General features: G+C 58.1%; 20 protein-coding genes and 1 pseudogene. 14 read left to right on the plus strand and 7 right to left on the minus strand.

Annotated elements, in window-relative coordinates:
• The first annotated feature begins 119 nt into the window (after nucleotides 1-119).
• Together AC1DWM_RS06685 and AC1DWM_RS06690 are read left to right on the plus strand one after the other, a co-directional pair.
• Nucleotides 120-350: a DUF4160 domain-containing protein gene (locus AC1DWM_RS06685; RefSeq protein WP_223511430.1), complete on the plus strand. Its 231-nt coding sequence runs from the start codon at nucleotides 120-122 to the stop codon at nucleotides 348-350.
• Nucleotides 338-841, plus strand: coding sequence for a DUF2442 domain-containing protein (locus AC1DWM_RS06690; protein WP_223511432.1), 504 nt, complete (start codon nucleotides 338-340; stop codon nucleotides 839-841). Before AC1DWM_RS06685 ends, AC1DWM_RS06690 begins: the two co-directional genes overlap by 13 nt.
• Here AC1DWM_RS06690 and AC1DWM_RS06695 read toward each other — a convergent pair.
• Nucleotides 838-1914 (minus strand): DUF748 domain-containing protein, encoded by a 1077-nt coding sequence (locus AC1DWM_RS06695; protein ID WP_477794860.1) that lies wholly within the window; start codon nucleotides 1912-1914, stop codon nucleotides 838-840. The two genes, AC1DWM_RS06690 and AC1DWM_RS06695, sit on opposite strands and share 4 nt — an antisense overlap.
• A gap of 129 nt (nucleotides 1915-2043) precedes the next feature.
• Between AC1DWM_RS06695 and cysK the strand changes: the two genes are divergently transcribed.
• Nucleotides 2044-3018, plus strand: coding sequence for a cysteine synthase A (gene cysK / locus AC1DWM_RS06700; protein ID WP_223511434.1), 975 nt, complete (start codon nucleotides 2044-2046; stop codon nucleotides 3016-3018).
• Nucleotides 3019-3234: 216 nt separating this feature from the next.
• Nucleotides 3235-4173, plus strand: a complete 939-nt coding sequence (locus AC1DWM_RS06705) for an aspartyl/asparaginyl beta-hydroxylase domain-containing protein (RefSeq protein WP_223511435.1) — start codon at nucleotides 3235-3237, stop codon at nucleotides 4171-4173.
• Between the two features lie 416 nt (nucleotides 4174-4589).
• Here AC1DWM_RS06705 and AC1DWM_RS06710 read toward each other — a convergent pair whose 3' ends face one another.
• Nucleotides 4590-7484, minus strand: a complete 2895-nt coding sequence (locus AC1DWM_RS06710) for a ribonucleoside-diphosphate reductase subunit alpha (protein WP_223511436.1) — start codon at nucleotides 7482-7484, stop codon at nucleotides 4590-4592.
• Nucleotides 7485-8217: 733 nt separating this feature from the next.
• Between AC1DWM_RS06710 and AC1DWM_RS06715 the strand changes: the two genes are divergently transcribed.
• Both AC1DWM_RS06715 and AC1DWM_RS06720 read left to right on the plus strand, forming a co-directional pair.
• Entirely contained in the window at nucleotides 8218-8940 is a 723-nt protein-coding gene (locus AC1DWM_RS06715) for a response regulator (protein ID WP_223511437.1), read from the plus strand.
• Nucleotides 8937-10547: an ATP-binding protein gene (locus tag AC1DWM_RS06720; RefSeq protein ID WP_452625346.1), complete on the plus strand. Its 1611-nt coding sequence runs from the start codon at nucleotides 8937-8939 to the stop codon at nucleotides 10545-10547. Before AC1DWM_RS06715 ends, AC1DWM_RS06720 begins: the two co-directional genes overlap by 4 nt.
• Nucleotides 10548-10673: 126 nt before the next feature.
• Here the strand turns inward: AC1DWM_RS06720 and AC1DWM_RS06725 are convergent, their stop codons facing one another.
• On the minus strand, nucleotides 10674-11399 hold the full coding sequence (locus tag AC1DWM_RS06725) for a 4'-phosphopantetheinyl transferase family protein (protein WP_477794861.1): 726 nt from the start codon (nucleotides 11397-11399) through the stop codon (nucleotides 10674-10676).
• 98 nt (nucleotides 11400-11497) lie between these two features.
• Nucleotides 11498-12271: pseudogene (locus AC1DWM_RS06730) on the minus strand (dienelactone hydrolase family protein); the annotation flags it as partial.
• A gap of 143 nt (nucleotides 12272-12414) precedes the next feature.
• On the opposite strand from AC1DWM_RS06730, the gene AC1DWM_RS06735 reads away from it, so the two are divergent.
• The 5 genes from AC1DWM_RS06735 to AC1DWM_RS06755 all read left to right on the plus strand — a co-directional run bounded on the left by AC1DWM_RS06735 (nucleotide 12415) and on the right by AC1DWM_RS06755 (nucleotide 18194).
• Nucleotides 12415-12720, plus strand: coding sequence for a hypothetical protein (locus tag AC1DWM_RS06735; RefSeq protein WP_477794862.1), 306 nt, complete (start codon nucleotides 12415-12417; stop codon nucleotides 12718-12720).
• A gap of 54 nt (nucleotides 12721-12774) precedes the next feature.
• Nucleotides 12775-13452: a response regulator gene (locus AC1DWM_RS06740; RefSeq protein WP_223521471.1), complete on the plus strand. Its 678-nt coding sequence runs from the start codon at nucleotides 12775-12777 to the stop codon at nucleotides 13450-13452.
• Nucleotides 13449-14795 (plus strand): ATP-binding protein, encoded by a 1347-nt coding sequence (locus AC1DWM_RS06745; protein WP_223521473.1) that lies wholly within the window; start codon nucleotides 13449-13451, stop codon nucleotides 14793-14795. The genes AC1DWM_RS06740 and AC1DWM_RS06745 overlap by 4 nt, the downstream gene beginning before the upstream one ends.
• 172 nt (nucleotides 14796-14967) lie before the next feature.
• The gene (locus AC1DWM_RS06750; RefSeq protein WP_477794863.1) at nucleotides 14968-17391 is read left to right on the plus strand and encodes an Ig-like domain-containing protein; all 2424 of its coding nucleotides are present in this window, start codon (nucleotides 14968-14970) and stop codon (nucleotides 17389-17391) included.
• Nucleotides 17392-17837: 446 nt separating this feature from the next.
• A complete protein-coding gene (locus AC1DWM_RS06755) occupies nucleotides 17838-18194 on the plus strand; it encodes a DUF6124 family protein (protein ID WP_477794864.1) in 357 nt (118 codons plus the stop codon).
• Nucleotides 18195-18343: 149 nt separating this feature from the next.
• On the opposite strand, the gene AC1DWM_RS06760 is transcribed toward AC1DWM_RS06755, so the two are convergent.
• Entirely contained in the window at nucleotides 18344-19342 is a 999-nt protein-coding gene (locus AC1DWM_RS06760; RefSeq protein WP_223521477.1) for an AraC family transcriptional regulator, read from the minus strand.
• Nucleotides 19343-19395: 53 nt separating this feature from the next.
• On the opposite strand from AC1DWM_RS06760, the gene AC1DWM_RS06765 reads away from it, so the two are divergent.
• The 3 genes from AC1DWM_RS06765 to AC1DWM_RS06775 all read left to right on the plus strand — a co-directional run bounded on the left by AC1DWM_RS06765 (nucleotide 19396) and on the right by AC1DWM_RS06775 (nucleotide 22345).
• Entirely contained in the window at nucleotides 19396-19629 is a 234-nt protein-coding gene (locus tag AC1DWM_RS06765) for a hypothetical protein (RefSeq protein ID WP_223521479.1), read from the plus strand.
• Between the two features lie 55 nt (nucleotides 19630-19684).
• Nucleotides 19685-21019 (plus strand): dicarboxylate/amino acid:cation symporter, encoded by a 1335-nt coding sequence (locus tag AC1DWM_RS06770; RefSeq protein ID WP_477794865.1) that lies wholly within the window; start codon nucleotides 19685-19687, stop codon nucleotides 21017-21019.
• Nucleotides 21020-21163: 144 nt separating this feature from the next.
• On the plus strand, nucleotides 21164-22345 hold the full coding sequence (locus AC1DWM_RS06775) for a CaiB/BaiF CoA transferase family protein (protein WP_477794866.1): 1182 nt from the start codon (nucleotides 21164-21166) through the stop codon (nucleotides 22343-22345).
• Nucleotides 22346-22465: 120 nt separating this feature from the next.
• Here the strand turns inward: AC1DWM_RS06775 and AC1DWM_RS06780 are convergent, their stop codons facing one another.
• On the minus strand, nucleotides 22466-22960 hold the full coding sequence (locus AC1DWM_RS06780; protein ID WP_477794867.1) for a SprT family zinc-dependent metalloprotease: 495 nt from the start codon (nucleotides 22958-22960) through the stop codon (nucleotides 22466-22468).
• Between the two features lie 160 nt (nucleotides 22961-23120).
• Nucleotides 23121-23723: a Yip1 family protein gene (locus tag AC1DWM_RS06785; protein WP_223521486.1), complete on the minus strand. Its 603-nt coding sequence runs from the start codon at nucleotides 23721-23723 to the stop codon at nucleotides 23121-23123.
• Between the last annotated feature and the right edge of the window lie 274 nt (nucleotides 23724-23997).

Genomic DNA, 23997 nt, shown 5'->3' on the forward strand with positions numbered 1-23997 from the left:
CCGGTCGACTGTGAACGCAGACGGCTTATTCAGTCTCTGAATGGGGCGTCACATCTTGACTCAGTCTCGGCTGCTGGCCAGTATTGAGCTATCGCCATTTTGGCGATAGCTTGCGGAGCATGTCTACTAAATATCGATTTCGCGATACCTACCGCATTCAGTTGCGCGAGAAGGATCATCCGCCACCCCATGTCCAACTTACAGGTGGCGGGCTGGATGTGATGCTCAGCCTGGAAACCGTCGAAGTGATGGTCGGTAAGGCGCCGCCGTTGATTATCAAGGAAGCGCTGGAATGGGTCAGGGCCCACCAAGTGCAATTGTTGGAGGATTGGAAACGATGTTACCCATGAAACGACCACGGCTGTCAGCCGTTCAGACGTTGCCGGATAACCGTCTGGCGCTGACTTTTATCGATGGTCAGCAGTTAACACTCGATTTGAGCCGTGACCTGCACGCCTATCCAGGATTGCAGCCAGTGCTGGCGCCGGGCGCGTTCGACGGTGCGTCTCTAGGCGATGATGGCTGGAGCGTCGAGTGGCCTGAGCTGGACATTCAAATCGGGGCAGACACCCTGTATCTGGATGCACTCGCACAAAACGCATCCGACGAAAACACTCGTACGTTCATTGAGTGGCGCGCTCGCACCGGCTTGTCACTCAATCAGGCGGCTGAGGCGCTTGGGGTCAGCGCCCGCAGTATCACGCGCTACAGCAGTGGTCGTGAAGTGGTGCCGCGTTCATTGGCATTAGCCTGCCTGGGCTGGGATTTCCTTCAACAGCAATCGACGTCTGCACGGGCAGCTGAAGAAACCGGTCGCTATACCGTCACACGCAAACCCTAACCAGCCTCTGGCTTCGGACGCTCATACTGGGCGTTGAACGCCTGGATGAAACCATTGCGCAAAATCTGCAAAAACGCCTGGAACGCACTGATATCCTGGCGATGCACGTTGCCTTTCAGTTCCACTCGGGTCGCGAACTGGTTTTTGCCCTGGTTTTTCAGAACGGTTTCAGAGCCTCCGACGATGGCCTCCCAGATCGATCGGAAAATCCCTTTGTCCTTGTTTTCAACGTCTTGCTGCCAGTTGAACACGTCGACGTCTATGAGCAACGGTTTGATGTAACCGGTCAATTGGGCTTTTTTGGCTTGCGCTTCAATGACCACATCGCCATGACCCGCGTTGAAGTCGAACTTGCCATAGGCCGAGGCGAAATCGTTCATGCGCTTGAGTTCGATGCCTTCGGCGCGCAGACGAAACTCAAAGTCTTCGAAATTGCTAAGTGGATCGAACGTCGCGGTGGTTTCCAGAGGTGCGTGTCCGAGCAGCAGGGCCTTGCCTTCGAAGCGAGCGTCACGCTTGCCTTGTTTGTCGACCACATTGGTCAGGTTGTAAATGTTGGCATTGACCTGAGTGGCGTTCATATTCACGGGAGGCTTGGAATTGAAGTTGCGAAAACTGAGTTTGCCGTCGTGGATCCGCACTTCGTCCAGGGTGACGGGTAACAATTTGCCCAGTTGCGCGCGCCAGTCGGTGCCTTGACCGGTTTGCGAATTTTGCTTATTGGCGCCACCGTCGACGAAGTTCACCTCGGGGTTGAAGAACTGCACTTGGGCGACCACTGCATGGTCATGCCAGAGCGAATGCCAACTGACGGAGAGGTCGATGAGCGGTGCGTTGACGAAGGGCACCGGGACCTTGCCGTCGACCTTGACGATTTTCAGTCCGTTGATTTTGTAAGCCCCGCGCCACAGAGCCAGGTCTACGTCGGTGATCTGGCCACGGTAGTCACCCATGTCCGCCAGTTTGTCGTTCAGGTAGTCGCGCACCATATAGGGCAGGGCGATGTGCAGGGTAATCAGCAGCACAACGAGGCCGGCGAGCGTCCACAGGGGCCAACTGTATCGACGTTTCATGGTGGTAAATCTCTGGCGTTGTAAAGCGATTGACTGCGCTGACCACCGGACGTTCGACCTGACTGGACGCCTAGGGGCAAGAGGCTTACCTTGATGCGCTAATTCCATGCTGTAGTTAAGGACCCGGACATGAGCCGTATCTTCGCTGACAACGCCCACTCCATCGGCAATACGCCCTTGGTGCAGATCAACCGCATTGCCCCGCGCGGCGTGACCATCCTGGCCAAGATCGAAGGGCGCAACCCCGGTTATTCAGTCAAGTGCCGGATCGGCGCAAACATGATCTGGGACGCCGAAAGCAGCGGCAAACTCAAGCCTGGCATGACCATCGTCGAACCGACCTCGGGCAATACCGGTATCGGCCTGGCGTTTGTCGCCGCTGCCCGTGGCTACAAGTTGATGCTGACCATGCCGGCATCCATGAGTATCGAACGACGCAAAGTACTCAAGGCGCTGGGCGCGGAACTGGTGCTGACCGAGCCGGCCAAGGGCATGAAGGGCGCGATTGAGAAAGCCGGCGACATCGTTGCCAGCGATCCAGCCAAATATTTCATGCCTGCCCAGTTCGACAACCCGGCCAACCCGGCCATCCACGAAAAAACCACCGGTCCGGAAATCTGGAACGATACCGACGGTGCGGTCGATGTGTTGGTGGCAGGGGTCGGAACGGGTGGAACCATTACCGGTGTTTCGCGATACATCAAGAATACTCAGGGCAAACCGATTATCTCGGTGGCCGTTGAGCCTGCGGCTTCTCCGGTGATTACCCAGGCCATCGCCGGCGAAGAGATCAAGCCGAGCCCGCACAAGATTCAGGGCATCGGTGCCGGTTTTGTGCCTAAGAATCTGGACCTGTCGATGGTTGATCGGGTTGAGTTGGTCACCGACGAGGAGTCCAAGGCCATGGCCTTGCGCTTGATGCAGGAAGAAGGGATTTTGAGCGGTATTTCGTGTGGCGCGGCCATGGCTGTTGCTGTTCGCCTGGCGGAAACCCCGGAAATGCAAGGCAAGACCATCGTGGTAATCCTGCCGGACTCTGGCGAACGCTATCTTTCGAGCATGCTGTTCAGCGATCTGTTTACCGAACAGGAGAATCAGCAATAAGCGCACTTTGGGGGCTAAGCGTCCATTGATGAGTTGGCGGGATTGATTAAGGTCAGTCCTCGTTCAGCTTCCTAATGCTAAGAATTGCTTGTTGCGCATTTATTACTGAATGTTGCTTCAGGCGGTTTTTCCCGGGATCAGGGAATGTTTATGATGGCCGGGCGCCACGCCGGGTAAAGGGCGTTGAGCGATAAGTCTATTTTCAAGGAGTCGTAGATGAGCTTTTCCATTGCCGCGAAAGCGTCGGTGTTGCTGCTGTTTCTCGGCAGCACGCTCTATGTCCATTTGCGTGGCCAGGCACGATTGCCGGTTTTACGGCAATTCGTCAATCATTCGGCGTTGTTCGCTCCCTACAACGCCTTGATGTACCTGTTCTCCAGTGTGCCGTCCAAACCCTATCTGGACCGCAGCAAGTTTCCGGAACTGGACGTGCTCAAGGACAACTGGGAAGTCATCCGCGACGAAGCCATGCACTTGTTCGACGAGGGGTATATCCGCGCTGCCGAGAGGAACAACGACGCCGGTTTCGGTTCGTTTTTCAAAAAGGGCTGGAAGCGCTTTTACCTCAAGTGGTACGACAAGCCGCTGCCTTCGGCAGAAGCCCTGTGCCCGAAGACCGTGGCGCTGGTAAGCAGCATTCCCAACGTCAAAGGGGCGATGTTCGCGCTGCTCCCAGGTGGCAGCCACCTCAATCCGCATCGTGATCCGTTTGCCGGTTCTCTTCGTTATCACTTGGGGCTGTCGACCCCCAACTCTGATGATTGCCGCATCTTTGTTGACGGCCAGGTGTACGCCTGGCGCGATGGCGAAGACGTGATGTTCGATGAAACCTATGTGCACTGGGTCAAAAACGAAACCGAGAAGACCCGGGTGATCCTGTTTTGTGACATCGAGCGCCCATTGAGCAGCCGCGTCATGACCTGTATCAACCGGGGGATCAGCGGTTTTCTCGGGCGCGCCACCGCTCCTCAAAACCTTGATGATGAACGCGTCGGCGGGATTAACCGGGCGTACGCCTGGAGCAAGAACTCCAGCGACAAAGTCAGCGGGGTGGTTAAGCAGTGGAAGCGTCGTCATCCCAAGGCCTACCGCGTGATGCGGCCGGTGGTGGCGGCGGGGGTGCTGGCGTTGTTGGGGTATTGGTTGTTCGGTTGATGTTGGTCGTGAAACCAGAAACCGCTCCTTATGAGCGGTTTTTTGTGCGTTTCAAGAGCGCCCGGCGAGCAGGCCAGGTTCTTCGGCTTCGGTGCCCGTGACAAGTATTTGTAAAAGACGCCGCTGACTGGCAGTCAGTGCGCTCAAGCGCAACGGCCCGATTCGCCAGGCGTTCGAGATTACGTGTCGGATGGGCATCAACAGCTACTGATCCACAATTGCCAAAAACAACATAGATCCTGTAGGAGCAAAGCTTGCTCGCGATAGGGATGGCACGATTTTCAGGAATACCGCGTCACCGCTCATCGCGAGCAAGCTTTGCTCCTACAGGATCAGGCAAAAGAAAACCCCCGATCAATCCAGAGGACTGATCGGGGGTTTTTGAGTAAGCGCCTTTGCGCGCCTACCGGCTCAGCTTATTGGCAAGCTTCGCAATCCGGCTCGTCGATGGCGCACGCCTTTGGCACTGGAGCAGGGCCGGCAGGTGCTGCCAGGACCGAATCTTCACCGTGGTTGCCGCCGCTGGAAACAGCGTTCAGCTTGCCGGTGTTGATGGTCGACTTCTCGGTGCTGGTCGCGGCCAGGGCACGGAGGTAGTAAGTGGTTTTCAGACCACGGTACCAGGCCATGCGGTAGGTCACGTCCAGCTTCTTGCCCGATGCTCCAGCGATGTACAGGTTCAGCGACTGAGCCTGGTCGATCCACTTCTGGCGACGGCTTGCCGCGTCAACGATCCACTTGGTGTCCACTTCGAAAGCAGTCGCGTAGAGCTCTTTGAGTTCTTGCGGGATGCGTTCGATTTGCTGCACCGAACCGTCGTAGTACTTCAGGTCGTTGATCATGACCGAGTCCCACAGACCGCGAGCTTTCAGGTCGCGAACCAGGTACGGGTTGATCACGGTGAATTCGCCCGACAGGTTCGATTTCACGTAGAGGTTCTGGTAGGTCGGTTCGATCGACTGCGAGACGCCAGTGATGTTGGCGATGGTCGCGGTCGGTGCGATGGCCATGATGTTGGAGTTACGAATGCCTTTCTGAACACGGGCGCGAACCGGTGCCCAGTCCAGGGATTCGTTCAGGTCAACGTCGATGTACTTCTGGCCACGTTGCTCGATCAGGATCTGTTGCGAATCCAGCGGCAGAATGCCTTTGGACCACAGCGAACCCTGGAATGTCTCGTAAGCGCCGCGCTCGTCGGCCAGATCGCAGGAAGCCTGGATCGCGTAGTAGCTGACCGCTTCCATCGACTTGTCGGCGAAGTCGACGGCCGCGTCGGAACCGTAAGGAATGTGCTGCAGGTACAAAGCGTCCTGGAAGCCCATGATGCCCAGACCGACCGGACGGTGCTTGAAGTTGGAGTTCTTCGCTTGCGGCACCGAGTAGTAGTTGATGTCGATCACGTTATCGAGCATGCGAACGGCGGTGTTCACGGTGCGTTCCAGCTTGGCGGTGTCCAGCTTGCCGTTGACGATGTGGTTCGGCAGGTTGATCGAGCCCAGGTTGCAAACGGCGATCTCGTCCTTGTTGGTGTTCAAGGTGATCTCGGTGCACAGGTTCGAACTGTGAACCACGCCGACGTGCTGCTGCGGGCTGCGCAGGTTGCACGGGTCTTTGAAGGTCAGCCATGGGTGGCCGGTTTCAAACAGCATGGACAGCATTTTGCGCCACAGGTCTTTGGCCTGGATGGTCTTGAACAGTTTGACCTTGCCTGGGTATTCGGTCAGGGCTTCGTAGTACTCGTAACGCTCTTCGAAGGCTTTACCGGTCAGGTCGTGCAGGTCCGGCACTTCGGATGGCGAGAACAGGGTCCACTTGCCGTCATCGAAGACACGCTTCATGAACAGGTCAGGGATCCAGTTGGCGGTGTTCATGTCGTGGGTACGACGACGGTCATCACCGGTGTTCTTACGGAGTTCGATGAACTCCTCGATGTCCATGTGCCAGGTTTCCAGGTAGGCACACACAGCGCCTTTGCGCTTGCCACCCTGGTTAACGGCGACGGCGGTGTCGTTCACTACTTTGAGGAACGGTACAACACCCTGGGATTTACCGTTGGTGCCCTTGATGTACGAACCGAGCGCCCGAACCGGCGTCCAGTCGTTGCCCAGGCCACCGGCGAATTTCGACAACATGGCGTTGTCGTGGATCGCGTGGTAAATGCCCGACAGGTCATCCGGCACGGTGGTCAGGTAGCAGCTCGACAGCTGTGGACGCAGAGTACCGGCGTTGAACAGGGTTGGAGTCGAGGACATGTAGTCGAAGGACGACAACAGGTTGTAGAACTCGATGGCACGGTCTTCTTTCTGCTTCTCTTCGATCGCCAGGCCCATGGCCACGCGCATGAAGAAGATTTGCGGCAGTTCGAAGCGGATACCGTCCTTGTGGATGAAGTAACGGTCGTACAGGGTTTGCAGGCCCAGGTACGTGAACTGCTGATCGCGCTCGTGGTTGATCGCCTTGCCGAGTTTTTCCAGGTCAAAAGTAGCCAGGACCGGGTTCAGCAATTCGAATTCGATACCCTTGGCGATGTACGCAGGCAGCGCCTTGGCGTACAGGTCGACCATCTCGTGGTGGGTCGCGCTTTCGGCAACGTTCAGGAAGCTCAGGCCTTCGGCACGCAGGGTGTCCATCAGCAGGCGGGCGGTGACGAACGAGTAGTTCGGCTCACGCTCAACCAACGTACGGGCAGTCATCACCAGGGCGGTGTTGACGTCGGTCAGGGCCACGCCGTCGTACAGGTTTTTCAGGGTTTCGCGCTGGATCAGGTCGCCGTCGACTTCTTCCAGGCCTTCGCACGCTTCGGTGACGATGGTGTTCAGGCGGCCCATATCCAGAGGTGCAAAGCTGCCATCGGCGCGGGTGATGCGGATCGATGGGTGAGCGTTGACGGCTTCTTCGGCCGGAGCGTGGGCGGCGCGTTGTTTCGAACGGCCGTCACGGTAGATCACGTAGTCGCGGGCTACTTTCTGCTCGCCGGCACGCATCAGGGCCAGTTCAACCTGGTCCTGGATTTCTTCGATGTGGATAGTGCCGCCTGATGGCATGCGACGCTTGAAGGTCGCGGTGACTTGTTCGGTCAGGCGGGCAACGGTGTCATGGATTCGCGACGAGGCGGCAGCGGTGCCGCCCTCAACTGCGAGAAACGCTTTGGTGATCGCGACGGTGATTTTGTCGTCGGTGTAAGGAACGACAGTGCCGTTACGCTTGATCACGCGCAGCTGACCAGGCGCGGTGGCGGACAGATCCGAAGTCGAATCAGCGGCCTGCGGCAAGGTGCCCTGCGGGTTCTCGCGAGTTGTGTCGGTTTGCATGGGGGGTTGTCTCCACATTCTCTATGTTTGTTTGGGCACCGTCACGGTGCCCACCGTTCTGTCCAAAAGCACTACAACCGACGGGCGTCGGGCATAACAACTTCGGGACAGTAGGAAAAAGGCTAATGAGGCCGCGTCCTTGCCGAAGTTTTTTGGTTGCGAGCCTGGGCTCGAAACCGGATTCCTTTCGGGGTGCCAGTACTGACTGCAACACCCGTACCGTTTTGGCTGTTCGGGCCTGAAAAAACGGTGCCATCCGCCAGTGCGGTTTGGTCTTGTAAAATCACGCTGTGTTCAACCATAAACAGGCAATAAAGCGCTTGAGTTTCTGGTCTGAAATGTGGTTGGGCTTTTAAGCTAAAACCCTACATGTAGGGTTTTTTTAGCGCCGGGGTACAAGATAGTGCGTTTTTGGAGGTGTTGCAACGTACTGCCTGTGGATAAACCTGTGTGTAAATTGTGTGTGAAAGGTGGAACCGGCGTGTAGGCCGCGACCTAGCGGGACCGAGGCATTTTTCATCGATTTTCAAGGATTGAAAACTGCCGTCCGGATTTTTAAGGGCGCGAACCCTACCACAAAAAACCGACATGTCCGAACGCATTTGCCGGCTTGTGTTCTCGACGGGCGGCGTTTATACAATCGCCTCATGGTTACGCATTCTTATCCTCCCAATCATTACAAAAAGACGGGCGGATCTTTCCTTATTAGTGTTGTTGGCAAGCAGAGGTCACCGTGGAGCAAGAAGCCTGGCAGGTATTGATTGTGGAGGACGACCAGCGTCTGGCCGAACTGACCCGCGACTACCTGGAAGCCAATGGCCTGCGCGTCTCGATCGAGGGCAATGGGGCGCTGGCGGCGGCTCGCATCATCAAGGAGAAACCGGACCTGGTGATCCTCGACCTGATGCTGCCCGGCGAAGACGGCTTGAGCATTTGCCGCAAGGTTCGCGACAAGTATGACGGCCCGATCCTGATGCTTACCGCCCGCACCGACGACACCGACCAGATCCTCGGCCTGGACCTCGGTGCCGACGACTACGTGTGCAAACCGGTGCGCCCGCGCCTGTTGCTGGCGCGCATTCAGGCCCTGTTGCGTCGCAGCGAAGCACCGGAGGCCCTCCCGGGAAAACAGCGGCGCTTGCAGTTTGGTCCGTTGGTGGTGGACAACGCGTTGCGTGAAGCCTGGCTGCATGACAACGGCATTGAGCTGACCAGCGCCGAGTTCGACCTGCTCTGGCTGCTGGTGGCCAACGCCGGGCGCATCCTGTCCCGTGAAGAGATTTTCACCGCATTGCGCGGCATCGGGTACGACGGTCAGGACCGGTCCATTGATGTGCGCATTTCGCGCATCCGCCCGAAAATCGGCGATGACCCGGAGCACCCGCGGCTGATCAAAACCATCCGCAGCAAAGGTTATCTGTTTGTTCCTGAAGCTTGCGTAGACCCGTCGCTGTGAATTCGATCTTCCTGCGCATTTATGGCGGCATGTGTGCGGCGCTGATTTTGGTCGCGGTGCTGGGCGTGCTGGCGTTGCACTTGCTCAACGAGGTGCGCGGCGAGCAATACCGCGAGCGCCTGGCGCACGGTACGTTTTCGTTGATGGCCGACAACCTCAATCCGATGAACGAAACCGAGCGTCATCGCGCCTTGCTGGTTTGGGAGCGCTTGCTCGGGATTCCATTGGCGCTGACCACGTTTGCCCAGACCGACCTCGACCTCACCCAGCGCACCCGCGTCCTGCGCGGTCAGGCGCTGGTGGAACAGACCGGCCCGCACGCGGCGAAAGTCTATCGGCTGGTCAGCGACAAGGAACAGCTTGTGCTGACGGGTGAGGTGCAGCAGATCAGCGAGCAACTGGCCCGCGCCACTATTTATCTGCTGGCCGATGAACTGGTGCGCTACCCGGTGGCCGAGCAGCCCCAGCGGCTGGCGCTGTTGAAAGAAGAGAAAAGCTTTGGTTTCGACTTGCGCCTGGTCAAGGTCGAGCAGGCGGACATGGACGAAGACCAGAGCCGTCGGGTGTCCGAGGGTGATACGGTGATGGCGCTGGGCAAGGGCGGCGACTCGATCCGGGTGTTTGCCGGCATGGTCGGTACGCCGTGGGTGCTGGAGATCGGCCCGCTGTACCAGATGAATCCATATCCGCCCGAATGGCTGGTGTTGATCGCCGCCCTCGGTTTGAGCCTGATCGGTCTGATCGTCTACCTATTGGTGCGGCAACTGGAGCGCCGTTTGCGCGGTCTGGAAGCGGCCGCCACGCGGATTGCCCAAGGCAGCCTGGAAACCCGCGTACCGGCGCGCGGCGCCGACTCGGTGGGGCGACTGGCCGCGGCGTTCAACGGCATGGCCGAGCACTTGCAACAATTGCTGGCGATCCAGCGTGAACTGGTGCGCGCCGTGTCTCACGAGTTGCGCACGCCGGTGGCGCGCCTGCGTTTCGGCCTGGAGATGATCGGCTCGGCCACCACGCCGCAGCAGCTGGAGAAATACCGCGAGGGCATGGACCACGACATCGAGGACCTCGACAAACTGGTCGACGAGATGCTGACCTATGCGCGTCTGGAGCAGGGCTCGCCGGCGCTGAATTTCCAGCGGATCGATCTGGACGCACTGGTCAATCAAGTCATCGAGGAACTGGCACCATTGCGCGCCGAGGTCACGGTGCAGCGCGGCTTGTGTTTGTCGGCCGCTGATTGCGATGACGCCTGGGTCGAGGCCGAACCGCGTTACTTGCATCGGGCCCTTCAGAACCTGGTCAGCAACGCCATGCGCCACGCCTCGTCGCGGGTGACCGTCAGTTATCAGGTGGGGCAGCAGCGCTGCCGGGTGGACGTCGAGGATGACGGGCCGGGTGTGCCGGAGTTGGCCTGGGAACGAATTTTCACGCCGTTCCTGCGCCTGGATGACAGCCGTACCCGCGCTTCGGGCGGGCATGGGTTGGGGCTGTCCATCGTGCGGCGAATCATCCATTGGCATGACGGGCGGGCGTTGATCAGCAAGAGCAAAAGTCTGGGCGGGGCTTGCTTTAGCTTGAGTTGGCCGCGCAATCAGGAGAAGCGCTGAGATTGCGGCGCCTGTACTGGCCTCATCGCGAGCAGGCTCACTCCTACAATGGATCTGTGCGACACCGAAGATCCCCTGTAGGAGTGAGCCTGCTCGCGATGAGGCCCGATTAGGCTCCACACATCTTCAGGCCTTGATGCTGACCAGACTCAACAACTGCCCATCCATCACCCCAAACTGCGCCTCCAGCTCGGTGCCATTGCGCCACTCGCCAGACAAATCCGTCAGCAAGCGCAACCGCACCTCACCGGCCTCGGTCCACTCCAGCACCTCGGCATGTTCAAAATAGAAGCGCTGCTGAACAATCGGGTACAGCGCCTTGAACAGACTTTCCTTCACCGAAAACGTCAACGTCACCAGCAGCGCCAGATCATCGCGACGTCCAGCCGCCATGCGCTGCAACTCCGGTGGCGTGAGAATTTCTCCCGCAAGGCGCTGGGCCCGTTCAGGGTTGAGCAGGTTTTCCAGGTCCATGCCCAGACCGCGCCAAGCGGTTTTCCTCGCAACAATTGCTGCTGCCCGGCCGGTGCTGTGGGTGATGGAACCGGCGATGTGCGCGGGCCACACCGGCGCCCGGTCTTCGCCGATGGCCGGGATACAATCCAGGCCTTCCAATTGTTGCAACGCGGCCCGAGCGCACACCCGGCCAGCCAGAAATTCGGCCTGACGTTTGGCGACTGAGCGCTGGATGCTCGCTGGCGGTTCGATGGCACTGCGCTGGAAATCATCGCTGGCCAGATGCGCGCTATTGAAGTGGGTACTCAGCAGCACCGTATCAGGCAGCACAAGCGGCAGCGGCCAATGGGCGTCGAGTGGGGTGCAGCAGGTGGGTAAGGCGGGGGCGGGATTCATGCCGGGCATTTTGCCGGGTTGCTCTCCAGCTGGGTAGTGCAAAGGTTTGGATTGGCGGCGCGGCCATCGCGAGCAGGCTCGCTCCCACAGGGGATCGCATAACACGCCTGCATATCCGCCCAGGACTGTTCATCCGCCGCCTTGTTGTAACCAATATCCGGCCCGCCATGTTCGCCATGGCTCAACCGATCCGCATCCGGATTGCTGAACCCATGCTTGGCGCCCTCAAGGCTGACAAATTTATAGTCGGCGCCGGCCTTGTCCATTTCAGCCTTGAACGCCGCCACGTTTTCCGGCGTGACCATACTGTCCATCGCTCCATGCTCCACGAGAATTTTCGCCTTCACAGTGCCCGGTGCAGCCGGTGTCTTGGTAGCCAGCGAGCCATGGAAACTCACCACGCCTGCCAATGGCAAACCCTGACGTGCCGCGTTCAGCACCACAGCGCCGCCGAAGCAGTAGCCTATCGCCGCGATTTTATTCGGGTCGGTTTGCGGTTGTTGCTCCAACAGTTCAAGCCCGGCCTGAAAGCGCGCAGCGGCCGCAGAGCTGTCTTTGAGCACATCCTGCATGAACGCCATGGCGTCCTTCGGATGTTCGGTGTTCTTGCCGTTGCCGTACATGTCGATGGCCAGCGCGCTGTAGCCCAGACCGGCGAGGTCACGGGCGCGACGCTTGGCATAGTCGTTCAGCCCCCACCATTCATGCACCACCAGGACGCCGGGGCGCTGGCCTTTGATGGCGTCGTCGTAGGCGTAATAGCCGATCATTTTTGTGCCATCGACACTTTGATAGGGGATTTCATGGGTTTTGATGGCTGCTTGAGTCAGCCCGCTCATCACCAGCAAACAAAGGGCGAGAAAGATGCGCATGATCGGATCTCCTGCAAGAAAGTCATCAAGACAGCCTAGTCGATCTTGTTCAGCTTGGGTTCAGTCTGTGTTCAGGGGCAGTTCAGGGGCGGGTGAGTAAGGTGGCTCGTACCCGAAGCACCTGCGCATGAGGAAATTCCCTAATGACTGGCTTTAAAAACCTGATTCTGGCTTTTACCGTTCTGAGCGCGAGCACCGCGGCGTTAGCGTCCGATGACATCATCGCCAGCCTTGCTCTTGGAAAGACCAACGAGAAGGTCAAAAAGTCCCTGACCCTGAACAGCTTCAGCATGGTCAGCCCAGTGGGAAATGAAAGTGCCTGGGGCGCGCATTTGGGCCAGCTGAACAACCCGGCCGATTACTCCGCCGGTTACGCCAACGTGTTGGTGACGCACAATGGCTTTAAACTCGGTCAGCAAGACCTCAAGGGCCGCTATGATTTGTCCTGACCGTTGGATGCGCCGTTGTGCCATTGGAGATGTTGCTTTGCCCGGGAGAGCGTTATGAAATTGCTGGTCGTCGAAGATGAAGCGCTGTTGCGCCATCACCTGCAAACCCGCCTGACGGAGAGTGGCCATGTGGTCGAATCCGTGGCCAACGCCGAAGAGGCGCTGTACCAGACCGAGCAGTTCAACCATGACCTGGCGGTGATCGACCTCGGCTTGCCGGGCATGGGCGGGCTCGACCTGATCCGGCAGTTGCGTGCGCGGGGCAAGACCTTTCCGATCCTGATTCTCACCGCACGCGGTAACTGGCAGGACAAGGTCGAAGGCCTCGCCGCCGGGGCCGATGATTACGTGGTCAAACCGTTCCAGTTCGAAGAGCTCGACGCCCGGCTCAATGCCTTGCTGCGCCGTTCCAGCGGTTTCACCCAGTCGACCATAGTCGCCGGGCCACTGCTGCTCGACCTCAACCGCAAGCAGGCCACGCTCAATGACGAACCGCTGGCGCTGACCGCGTATGAGTACCGGATCCTTGAATACCTCATGCGTCATCACCAGCAAGTGGTGGCCAAGGACCGCTTGATGGAGCAGCTCTACCCCGATGACGATGAGCGTGATCCGAACGTCATCGAAGTACTGGTCGGCCGTCTGCGCCGCAAACTCGAAGGCCCGGCCGGTTTCAAACCGATCGACACCGTGCGTGGCCTCGGCTACCTGTTCAATGAGCGCTGCACTTGATTCGTTCCCTTCGTGTCCGCTTGATGCTCGCCGCCACTTTGCTGGCGGTGTTGTTCATGTTGGCGTTATTGCCGGCGATGCAAGGCGCGTTCAGCCTGGCCTTGCAGGATTCGATTGAGCAACGGCTGGCCTCGGACGTCACCACGCTGATCTCCGCCGCGCGCGTGGAAAACAACACCCTGCTAATGCCGGCGCAGTTGCCGGATGAACGTTTCAACCTGACGGACAGTCGTTTGCTCGGCTACATCTTTGACCGCGAAGGTCATCTGGTCTGGCGTTCCAAGGCCGCCGGGGCAGAGTTGATCAACTACACGCCGCGTTACGACGGACGTGGTAATGAGTTCGCGCGCATTCGCGAGGCCAACGGTCAGGAATTCTTCGTCTACGACGTCGAAGTCAAACTGCTCGGCGGCAAAAGCGCGGCATTCAGCATCGTCGCCCTGCAACCGGTGCGCGAATACGAAGCCACCCTCGAAGGCCTGCGCGAAAACCTTTACCTGGGCTTTGGTGCGGCGCTGTTGGTGTTGCTCGCGTTACTGTGGATTGGCTTGACCTGGGGCTTGCAGGCCTTGCGCCGGCTCAGTCAGGAACTCGACGAAATCGAAAGCGGCGCCCGGGAAAGCCTCAGCGAACAACACCCGCGCGAACTGTTGCGCCTGACCGGCTCCCTCAACCGCTTGCTGCACAGCGAGCGCGAACAACGCAGCCGTTATCGCGACTCCCTCGACGACTTGGCCCACAGCCTGAAAACCCCGCTGACCGTGCTGCAAGGCGTCAGCGAAGACATGGCCCAGCGCCCGCAAGACCGCGATCAGGCCTGGGTGCTGCAAACCCAAATCGAACGCATGAGCCAACAAATCAGCTACCAACTGCAACGCGCCAGCCTGCGCAAAAGCGGCCTGGTGCGCCATCAGGTGCGCCTGCAACCGGTGCTGCAAAGCCTGTGTGACACGCTCGACAAGGTCTACCGCGATAAACACGTGCGCGTCGCCTTCGATCTGCCGCCCCAGTGTTATGTGCCGATCGAACAGGGCGCCTTGCTGGAAATGATGGGCAACTTGCTGGAAAACGCCTATCGCCTGTGCCTGAGCGAAGTGCGCATCAGCGTGCGTGAAACGCTGAACGGGGTTGAGTTGTGCGTTGAAGATGACGGGCCGGGTGTGCCAATGGATCAGCGCGCGCGGATTCTCGAACGCGGCGAGCGGCTGGACCGTCAGCATCCGGGGCAGGGGATTGGGCTGGCGGTGGTCAAGGACATTATCGAGAGCTACGGCGCGAAGCTGACGCTGGAGGATTCGCCGATGGGCGGGGCGGCGTTCCGGATTCATTTTCCGGTGGTTTGATACTGGAGTTTTGGAAAAGCGAGTGAGCAATGCGCCCACCTATTCCCCTTCTAACCATTCGTCGCAACTGTCAAATATGACAGTAGTCGAAGCGTCACCCTCTCCTGTGTGATGAGCTCCCGACCGCCGGCTAATACTGGTCAGCGGCATCCTTCTTTAAAGGAGCTCTTTCATGACAGTGCAGCCCGGCAATTCACTTGATGATGCTCCGAGGGAGAGCTCAGTTTCGGTGCCGTATGCACCGCGGGTTCCGAGAGGGACTCAGCCGGTGGTGGGGGGGCAGTGCGGCGTCCCTTTACACATTTATGATCTGGAGACCATGGGGCTCGAAGTCTCCGTTGACCCGTATTTGGGCCAGCAGCCAGGCGATAAAGTGGCACTCAACCTGAACGGCCAACCTGATATCGTCAGTAAGCTGACTCAGAGTGAAAACGACACCGTTACCTTGTACCTGCCCAAAAAACTGCTGTTTCCCGATTTCGTCAACCGTCTCACTTTTACAGTGACGCGGGGGAGCCAGAACATGGGCACGTCCGAGCCTCTGGAGGTGTTGTATAACGCCATTCGCCCCGGCAAAGAGGACACTGATCCGGGTGTCGAGGGCCATTCCCGATTGGAGTTGTTGCTACCCGATACCATCAAAAACGGCGTCGGCCCCGATTTTCCGGTCGCCGGGGCGCAAATCTGCGTGTCCTACCCCTATTGCCGCGCCTACGATGTCATTCGACTGAACTGTAACGGACATGACGTTTTTCACACGGTGACGGCGAGCGAAGCGCCACTCCCGGGTTCGGAGACCCCAGTGACGGTGTGCTTCACCGTGACTCGCGCTGATCTGGCCAGTGGTGGCGACAGCTCTGAGTTCGTATTTTCCTACACGGTCATCGATCAGCTCGGTAATGGTCCGGACCCCGATTCGCCGTGGTCGGCTTCACAAATCGTGGATGTGGATCTGGCCGGGACCCGCCTTCCGACACCGATCCTGCGGGAAATCCAGAACGATCCTACTGACGATCCGAGCATTGTTGATCGGGACAAACTGGCGGGTAATCCGTTGTTACTAATCGTCGTGACGGCCGACAGCCGCTTTCAGGCAGGCGACCTCATTGAGGCAACGTACACCGCGGCAATCCCGGGGCAGCTCGATGTGGTGGTGATCGTCACAGGAAACGTCGAAACGGATGAGTTCGGACAGAAAAAGCCATGCATCCTCCAGGTGGCGAACGACAAGGTCATCACTAACAGCGCGGTGAAGGTGGCATTTACGCTTAAAAGAGGCGGTATGGTGATCGCCAGTTCTAAAACTGCCACGGCGCAGGTTATTGGTAGCGACACAATTCCGCTCGATCCACCCTTCCCTGCTGCCAATCCCGTTGACCCGTTGGCCTACCCTCAAGGTATGACGATTCAGGTTGCCTTCGCGGCATCGCAGCCAGGGGATCAGGCTCGATTGATCGTGGTCAATATGCAGGATCCACCGATGTTTTCGGATTTGCCGCTTGACGCGAATCATCAAGCCACCTTTAACCTTCAAGCGCAGTTTCTCGGGGCATGGCACGGCACAGCCGTGCAGTTTGTATGGGCGCTGATTCGGGGTAGCAAGGAGATTGCCCGGTCCGGGCCGTTGGTGTTGAACGTGAGTCGGATTTCGAATGGGGATACGCGGTTTCCGACACCGGCCATTGCCGGTCAGCTGGGGCAGGAGCTCGATGTCACAAAACTGGTAGTTACTGATCAGTTGAGTATTGCGCAATGGCTGCTTCAACAAGCGGGGCAGTGTGTGTGGTTGCGCTATGACGGGTTTAACAGCAGTGGGGCGCCGATATTCTTCGATGACCTCAATGGCGAACCTCACAACGACGCGCAGGGGCTGACGCGGCCCCTCGGGCAGAGGTTGGTTGACTGGTTGAAAGCGTTCAAGCATGGCACCACTGTGACGATTACGTTCAGGGTCAATTTTGCCCGCAATTCCGACTTGGCTATGTCAGTGGCTTTTCCGGTGCGTACTTATATGGTCAAGTCTGTTTCTGATCTTATTGTGGACGTTTCTCCAATGACCCTATCTGGGCAAAACGTTTCCATACAGGGCTCAGGACTCGATTGGAGCGCTCGGAGCTATGACCCTCCTGGATCTGCCGCTACCCGTTCTGTATCAGGTGGAAATGGCACCTATACATGGACGTCATCGCGGAATGATATTGCTTCGGTAGACGCTGCTGGTACCGTACGGAGCGAGGGAAATGGCACGGCCATTATTACGGTGAGTGATGGTGAGGGACAATCGAAATCATTCACTGTTCTAACCTCCAATGTGACCCGAGTGCGGGTAAATTTCGATAAACTTAACCACCCTCAAATACGTAGTTGGATTGCTTCTATTGGTGGCACCATGCTGTATCCGAATCAGCTCATTTCTACCTTTCAAATGATTAACAACAAATACTATGTGAAGGGTTTTTGGTGTACTGGAGAGCACGTGGTACTTCCTGAAACACCCTATGCATTGAGATGTATTATGGCATCTGCATCTTCCGTATTTGCATGGAATATTATTGTGACTTATGGCGAGCAATCAATATGCTACTTGCTGCCGTGAGGGCGGGCTAAAAGAGCGAAAAGTGAAAGAGGGGACGGAACTATTTGTATCCGTTCCCGGCTCCGTCCTGAGACTCAGCAGATGATAAACGGCGGCGTTTAATAGACACCTCTAGACACTGATTCAGGCTACACATCCTTGCGCCGTTGCCTACGACTGCGCCAGAATCCGCCGGCTTGTGCGCCTGGGGCGTGGGCTCTATCGTTTCCGGGTCGCTGACGAATCAGCGATCGGGTTTAGCGATCCGATCCCCTACACAGACGCAAAAGCGCCCAGATTTTGATTGCAGGTCTTAGTGCCTGCAATTCGCGTAATGGTGGCTGTGCGTGGGAGACCTTCGAGTCTACCCGGGGTTTCTGTGACCCGGATCGCTAACCCGCGTACAGCCGCCACCTTTACTTGTTTAGCGATAGGTCGTGGCGGCTCAACCAACCACGGAGCTTCACATGTTCAAGATCACACCCAACCCGCCAGAAACCGACGACGTTTCCCCCTACGAAACCCCCGAGTCCAAAAAACTCAACAAAGCCGCCGACCGCGCCCTCGATTACTACCTCAAACCGGTCATTCCCAAAGACACCCCGCGCAAACCCAGTACGATCTACTTCGTCGGTCCCGACACTAATGATGAAACCCTGTTGGTCAGCGCCTGTGAATCCATGGCGTCGGCAAGTGTGATGCTCAGTGAATTTGCGGGGGTGGTGGAGGGGACACTGCGCAACACGGTGCTGGGGATTGCGCAGGTTGTGATGCTGGGAGAACTGGCGGTGAACCGGATGCTGGACAGGCTTGATCCGCCGTAGCTACCAGTCAGGTAGACCGTGTCATCGTTCATCGCGAGCAGGCTCACTCCTACAGGGATCTTCAGTGAACACACTATTTGTGTACACCCGAGATCAAATGTAGGAGTGAGCCTGCTCGCGAAGGGGGCCGGTCCATTCAGCGCAAAAAATCAGCTCTCTTGCGCGCGATAGGCCCCAGGCGTCAGCCCCGTCCACTTCTTGAACGCCCGGTGAAACGCCGAAGGCTCGGAAAACCCCAGCTGCTCGGCAATCTGCTGCAACGACAAATCCGCACGCCCCAGGTGATAAATCGCGATATCTCGCCGCAACTGATCCTTCAATTCCTGAAAACTCGTTCCTTCCTCGCGCAAATGCCGACGCAACGTCTGCGGGCTGATGTGCATCTGCGCGGCCACGGCTTCCAGGTCTGGCCAACGTGAACTGTCGCGGCTGAGCAAGCGGCGCAGTTGACTGCTCAGGCTGTCGCCGTCATCCGGGCGCGACAGCAGGTCGGCGGGGGAGTGTTCGAGGAAATGCTTGAGGGTGCGTTCGTCCTGCAACAGCGGCATATTCAGGTAACGACTGTGAAACAACAGGCTGCTTTGTGCCGCGCCAAACTGCATCGGGCAGGGGAACATCAATTCGTATTCGGCGCCGTGTTCAGGTCTTGGGTAACTGAACGTCGCCAGCTCCAGCCGTATGCGCTGGCCAATCAGCCAACTGCCGAGGCGGTGCCACACCATCAGCTGGCTTTCGGTGAGGAAATGGTCCGGGTCCTGAAACTTCGAATCATCGAGGCTCAGGCGGACCATTTCGCCTTCGTGGGTCAGGGTCAGGCGCGGACTTTCGGGGAATAAGCTATAAAACAATAAGCCGCGATGCAGTGCTTTCTCCAGATTGCGGCAGTGGATCACCGCATGGCACATCATCGCGAAGCTCCCGGTTTTGCTCGGTACCGGGCCGAATCCCAGGTATTCGTCGTCCAGTGCCAGCCACAGACCCTGGATCAATCGCGTGAACTGCTCAGGCGCGATTCGCGCACGCGGCTCGTCCAGCAACTCGGGGCTGATGCCCAGTTGCTGCAACAGGTCTGAATAGTCGACACCCAGCCGGCGCGCGCCACCGAGGGCGGCACGGGCGAAATGACTGGCGATGGTGCGTTCGCGCATTAGCAGGCAATTCCGTCCATTGAACGGACGGATGGTAGCCGTGCAGCCTTGCGATGGACAAGGCGGATATCCGCCAAATAGCAGGACGAGGTCTGGTCGATGGGCGGAAATCCGCCACATTGTTGCAGGCGATGGATGACAAGAACAATCCTGTAACCCTTGGCGTCAAAAGGCTTGCAGGCAGTTTTCGGAAGGTGGCACGGGCCTTGCGATACAACCAGCAGATGCCTGCCGTCGCGCAGCTCGACAAAACAAATCCCTCCAGAAGCAGGAGGGTTCGCAATTGAAGTGTCTTGGGCAACAGATGGATGTTGTCACCGGGCACTCTTGAGGAACTTTGCAATGACGACTCGTCAGCCACTGTACAAATCCCTGTATTTCCAGGTGATCGTTGCCATCGCCATCGGCATCCTGCTCGGTCACTTCTACCCGCAGACCGGTGTGGCCCTCAAACCGTTGGGTGACGGGTTCATCAAACTGATCAAAATGATCATCGCACCGATCATCTTCTGTACGGTGGTCAGCGGTATCGCGGGCATGCAGAACATGAAATCGGTCGGCAAGACCGGCGGTTACGCGCTGCTGTACTTTGAAATCGTTTCGACCATCGCCTTGCTGGTCGGTCTGGTGGTGGTCAACATCGTCCAGCCGGGTGCCGGCATGCACATCGACGTGACCACGCTGGATGCCTCCAAAGTGGCTCAGTATGTAGCGGCCGGTGCGGATCAAAGCGTTGTTGGCTTCTTGCTGAACGTGATCCCGTCCACCATCGTCGGCGCGTTTGCCACGGGCGATATCCTGCAAGTGCTGATGTTCTCGGTGATCTTTGGTTTCGCCCTGCATCGCCTGGGTGCCTACGGCCGGCCGATCCTGGACTTCATCGATCGCTTCGCCCACGTGATGTTCAACATCATCAACATGATCATGAAGCTCGCGCCACTCGGTGCTTTCGGTGCGATGGCGTTCACTATCGGCGCCTACGGTGTTGGCTCGCTGGTGCAACTGGGTCAGTTGATGGCCTGCTTCTACATTACTTGCCTGCTGTTCATTCTGGTCGTGCTGGGTGGCATCGCTCGCGCTCACGGTTTCAGCGTGCTGAAAGTCATTCGCTACATCCGTGAAGAACTGTTGATCGTGCTGGGTACTTCTTCTTCGGAATCGGTGCTGCCGCGCATGCTGATCAAGATGGAGCGTCTGGGCGCGCAGAAATCCGTTGTGGGTCTGGTGATCCCGACCGGTTACTCGTTCAACCTCGACGGTACCGCGATCTACCTGACCATGGCGGCGGTGTTCATTGCTCAGGCGACCGACACCCACATGGACATCACGCACCAGATCACCCTGCTGGTGGTGTTGCTGCTGTCCTCCAAAGGCGCTGCTGGCGTGACCGGCAGTGGTTTCATCGTGTTGGCTGCCACCTTGTCCGCTGTCGGCCACCTGCCGGTTGCAGGGCTGGCGTTGATCCTCGGCATCGACCGCTTCATGTCCGAAGCCCGCGCCCTGACCAACCTGGTGGGTAACGCTGTTGCGACTCTGGTTGTGGCCAAGTGGGTCAAGGAACTGGACACTGACGTGATGCATGCGGAACTGGCTTCTGGCGGTCGCGGTATCTCCGACGAGCCTAAAGACGATGTTCTGGGCCACGTCGAAGGGGCAACCCCAACCAACGTCAAATAAGACGGCTGCACTGAAAAAACCCGCTTCGGCGGGTTTTTTTATATTTGCGATTTGAGCGTAACGGTCAGCGCATCTGACGCATAAGGTGATTGCTGCAAGGGCGTTGGCTGCCTAGTCTGGAGGCATCGTTCACGGAGATCGCTCATGCTCGGGCCACTGGCATCACTCAAGGTTCTGGATTTCTCGACACTGTTACCGGGGCCGTTTGCCTCGTTGTTGCTGGCGGACATGGGCGCCGAGGTCTTGCGCATCGAATCACCGACCCGCATGGACTTGCTGCGGGTGCTACCCCCGCATGATCAGGGAGTGTCGGCCAGCCATGCCTACCTCAATCGCAACAAGCGCAGCCTGGCGTTGGACCTCAAACAACCCGAGGCGCTGGAGGTGATCAAGCAGCTGCTTGCCGACTACGACATTGTGCTGGAGCAATTTCGTCCCGGTGTGATGGAGCGCCTGGGGCTGGGGTATGAAGCCTTGAAGGCAATCAATCCGAAGCTGATCTACGTGTCGATCACTGGTTACGGTCAGACCGGCCCCTACAAGGATCGCGCTGGCCACGATATTAATTACCTGGCGTTGGCGGGATTGACCAGCTACACCGGCCGCGCCGACAGCGGGCCGCTGCCGTTGGGCATGCAGGTGGCGGATGTCGCCGGAGGCTCGCTTCACGGGGTCATCGGACTGCTGGCGGCGGTCATCGCCCGGCAGCAGACCGGGCAGGGCCAGCACCTGGACGTGAGCATGACCGATTGCGTGTTCAGCCTGAACGCCATGGCGGGCGCCGGGTATCTGGCCTGTGGCGCGGAGCCGGGCAAGGAAGACCAGATGCTCAATGGCGGCAGCTTCTATGACTATTACCGTACTCGCGATGGGCGCTGGTTGTCGGTGGGCAGTCTGGAGCCGGCGTTTATGAGGCAACTGTGTACGGCGTTGGGTCTGGAGGAGTTGGCGTCCCTGGGCTTATCGCCACAGCCTGCGAACCAGAAAAAGCTCAAGGACGCGCTGATGACCGAATTCGAGAAACACGACTTTAATGATTTGTGCGCCCTGTTTGCCGAACTCGATGCGTGTGTCGAGCCAGTGTTGAGTTTGAGCGAAGCGATTGAGCATCCACAGCTGAAGGCGCGGGAGCTGGTGACTGAGGTGCCGCGTGGGGATGGCACGAGCCAGGCGCAGATGGCGTGTCCGTTGAAGTTTTCAGATGGCTTGCCAGAGCCTCGGTATATTGGCGCGGCGTTGGGGCAGCATACGGATCAGGTGTTGGGGGAGTTGGGGTTTAGTATTGAGCGAATCGAGGAATTACGGCGTGCCAAGGTGGTTGCGTAGTGTCTGTCAGGGCCTCATCGCGAGCAGGCTCGCTCCCACAGGGGATTGTTGGTAGGCATAGATCCAGTGTGGGAGCGAGCCTGCTCGCGATGAGGCCAGACCAGACAACATAACTCTGACTTACTCGACCCGCATCTCCCCGCTAAATACCAATGTACTCCGGCACCGCCGACACAAGTACCGGCGACCCTTTCTCACTAAACCATGGCGCTGCGCCGAAAACGGGAAATCGCTGTCCACGCACGGGCATTTGTAGATATAGCGCGTCACGCTGCGGCGTTTGACGTCGTAGGTGTGGCAGCGATTGGGCGGCAGTTCGTACACGCCGCGCATGATCAGTTGCCACTCTTCGCCATGCGGCTGGATGCGGTCACCAAACAGTTGATGAGCGATCAGGTGGGCAACCTCGTGGGCCACGGTTTGCTTGAGAAAGTCTTCGGTGTTTTCCCGGTACAGCTGCGGGTTGAAGCGCAACAGGTTCTCGTGCAAATGCGCGACACCGGCTTTTTGACCGCGCAGCTTGAGGCTCACCACGGGACGTTTGAAAGTGCGTTTGAAAAAGGATTCAGCGAGTTGGTAACAGTCTTCGACGCGGGTATTGAGTGGCTCGGACATGCTTGATGGATCTCCAGAGACGTCGAGTATGCCGCAACCCTGGGGTCTTGCGAATCGCCGAGGTACCGAATGGTCGTCAGCGCCTTCTATCCTTGAACATTAGAAGGCCGCCTTGCGGCGGCCTGTGTTGGCAGATCTTGTTTTTGGGTGGAAAGAACCACTAATTAGTATAGACCGGCCCCACGCCGAGTCCCCAGACAATGACTGTGAAAGCCATGATGGCGACCAGCACCACCAGGCCTACTGCAAGCACCGAACTTGAAAACAGGAACCCCTCGTCTGATGGAATGTTCATGAAAGTGGGTAGCCCCACATACAGCAGGTACACCGTGTAGCAGATGGCCGCCGTCCCGACGATCATTCCCAGCCACAGGTGTGGGTACAGCGCCGCCAGTCCGCCGATAAACAACGGGGTGGCGGTATAGGTCGCAAACGCAACGCAACGGGCCAGGCTCGGGGTGGCGTCATAGGTGCGAGCCATCCAGTGGATGAACGCGGCCATCACTGCAACACCGCCGAGCATCGCCACGTACGACATGATCGTCATCCATAGCGCGCTTTCCTGCGTCAGCATCACCGGTGCCCGGCTGCCAATCACCCAGCCGACCTTTGTGGTGCCGATAAACGCTGACACGGCAGGGATCGCCGCCAGAATCAGCGTGTGTGTCAGGTACATGTGGCTAATGCTTTCCTCGTGGTCGCCACGGATTTCTTTCCATTCCTGGTCGGGGTGGGTGAAAAGCCCCACTACGTGATGGATCATGCCAGTCACTCCTCTTGTTTTTCCCATCGCCCCCCAGCGGAGCGCCTACGGGCCAAAGTGGCCAAGTAAGTAAAGGTCTGGATTTGTATGCGACCTTATGTCGCAGTATAGAAAGGTCTTAACCGCACAGGTGATAGGGGCTTAGAGCAAATCGCGCTGTAAACCTCAGGGATAATCGCCGATGGGTCTGTCACTCATTACCCTTGTGGGAGCGAGCCTGCTCGCGATTGCGGTGTGACAGGTTTTAATGAACTTGACTGACACTGCGCAATCG

Source organism: Pseudomonas sp. P4_C8, assembly GCF_056401975.1.

Coding starts and splice junctions, on each gene's coding strand:
- AC1DWM_RS06685 (WP_223511430.1), top strand. CDS start 120: ATGTCTACTAAATATCGATTTCGCGATACCTACCGCATTCAGTTGCGC.
- AC1DWM_RS06690 (WP_223511432.1), top strand. CDS start 338: ATGTTACCCATGAAACGACCACGGCTGTCAGCCGTTCAGACGTTGCCG.
- AC1DWM_RS06695 (WP_477794860.1), bottom strand. CDS start 1,914: ATGAAACGTCGATACAGTTGGCCCCTGTGGACGCTCGCCGGCCTCGTT.
- cysK (WP_223511434.1), top strand. CDS start 2,044: ATGAGCCGTATCTTCGCTGACAACGCCCACTCCATCGGCAATACGCCC.
- AC1DWM_RS06705 (WP_223511435.1), top strand. CDS start 3,235: ATGAGCTTTTCCATTGCCGCGAAAGCGTCGGTGTTGCTGCTGTTTCTC.
- AC1DWM_RS06710 (WP_223511436.1), bottom strand. CDS start 7,484: ATGCAAACCGACACAACTCGCGAGAACCCGCAGGGCACCTTGCCGCAG.
- AC1DWM_RS06725 (WP_477794861.1), bottom strand. CDS start 11,399: ATGAATCCCGCCCCCGCCTTACCCACCTGCTGCACCCCACTCGACGCC.
- AC1DWM_RS06735 (WP_477794862.1), top strand. CDS start 12,415: ATGACTGGCTTTAAAAACCTGATTCTGGCTTTTACCGTTCTGAGCGCG.
- AC1DWM_RS06740 (WP_223521471.1), top strand. CDS start 12,775: ATGAAATTGCTGGTCGTCGAAGATGAAGCGCTGTTGCGCCATCACCTG.
- AC1DWM_RS06750 (WP_477794863.1), top strand. CDS start 14,968: ATGACAGTGCAGCCCGGCAATTCACTTGATGATGCTCCGAGGGAGAGC.
- AC1DWM_RS06755 (WP_477794864.1), top strand. CDS start 17,838: ATGTTCAAGATCACACCCAACCCGCCAGAAACCGACGACGTTTCCCCC.
- AC1DWM_RS06760 (WP_223521477.1), bottom strand. CDS start 19,342: ATGCGCGAACGCACCATCGCCAGTCATTTCGCCCGTGCCGCCCTCGGT.
- AC1DWM_RS06765 (WP_223521479.1), top strand. CDS start 19,396: ATGGACAAGGCGGATATCCGCCAAATAGCAGGACGAGGTCTGGTCGAT.
- AC1DWM_RS06770 (WP_477794865.1), top strand. CDS start 19,685: ATGACGACTCGTCAGCCACTGTACAAATCCCTGTATTTCCAGGTGATC.
- AC1DWM_RS06775 (WP_477794866.1), top strand. CDS start 21,164: ATGCTCGGGCCACTGGCATCACTCAAGGTTCTGGATTTCTCGACACTG.
- AC1DWM_RS06780 (WP_477794867.1), bottom strand. CDS start 22,960: ATGTCCGAGCCACTCAATACCCGCGTCGAAGACTGTTACCAACTCGCT.
- AC1DWM_RS06785 (WP_223521486.1), bottom strand. CDS start 23,723: ATGATCCATCACGTAGTGGGGCTTTTCACCCACCCCGACCAGGAATGG.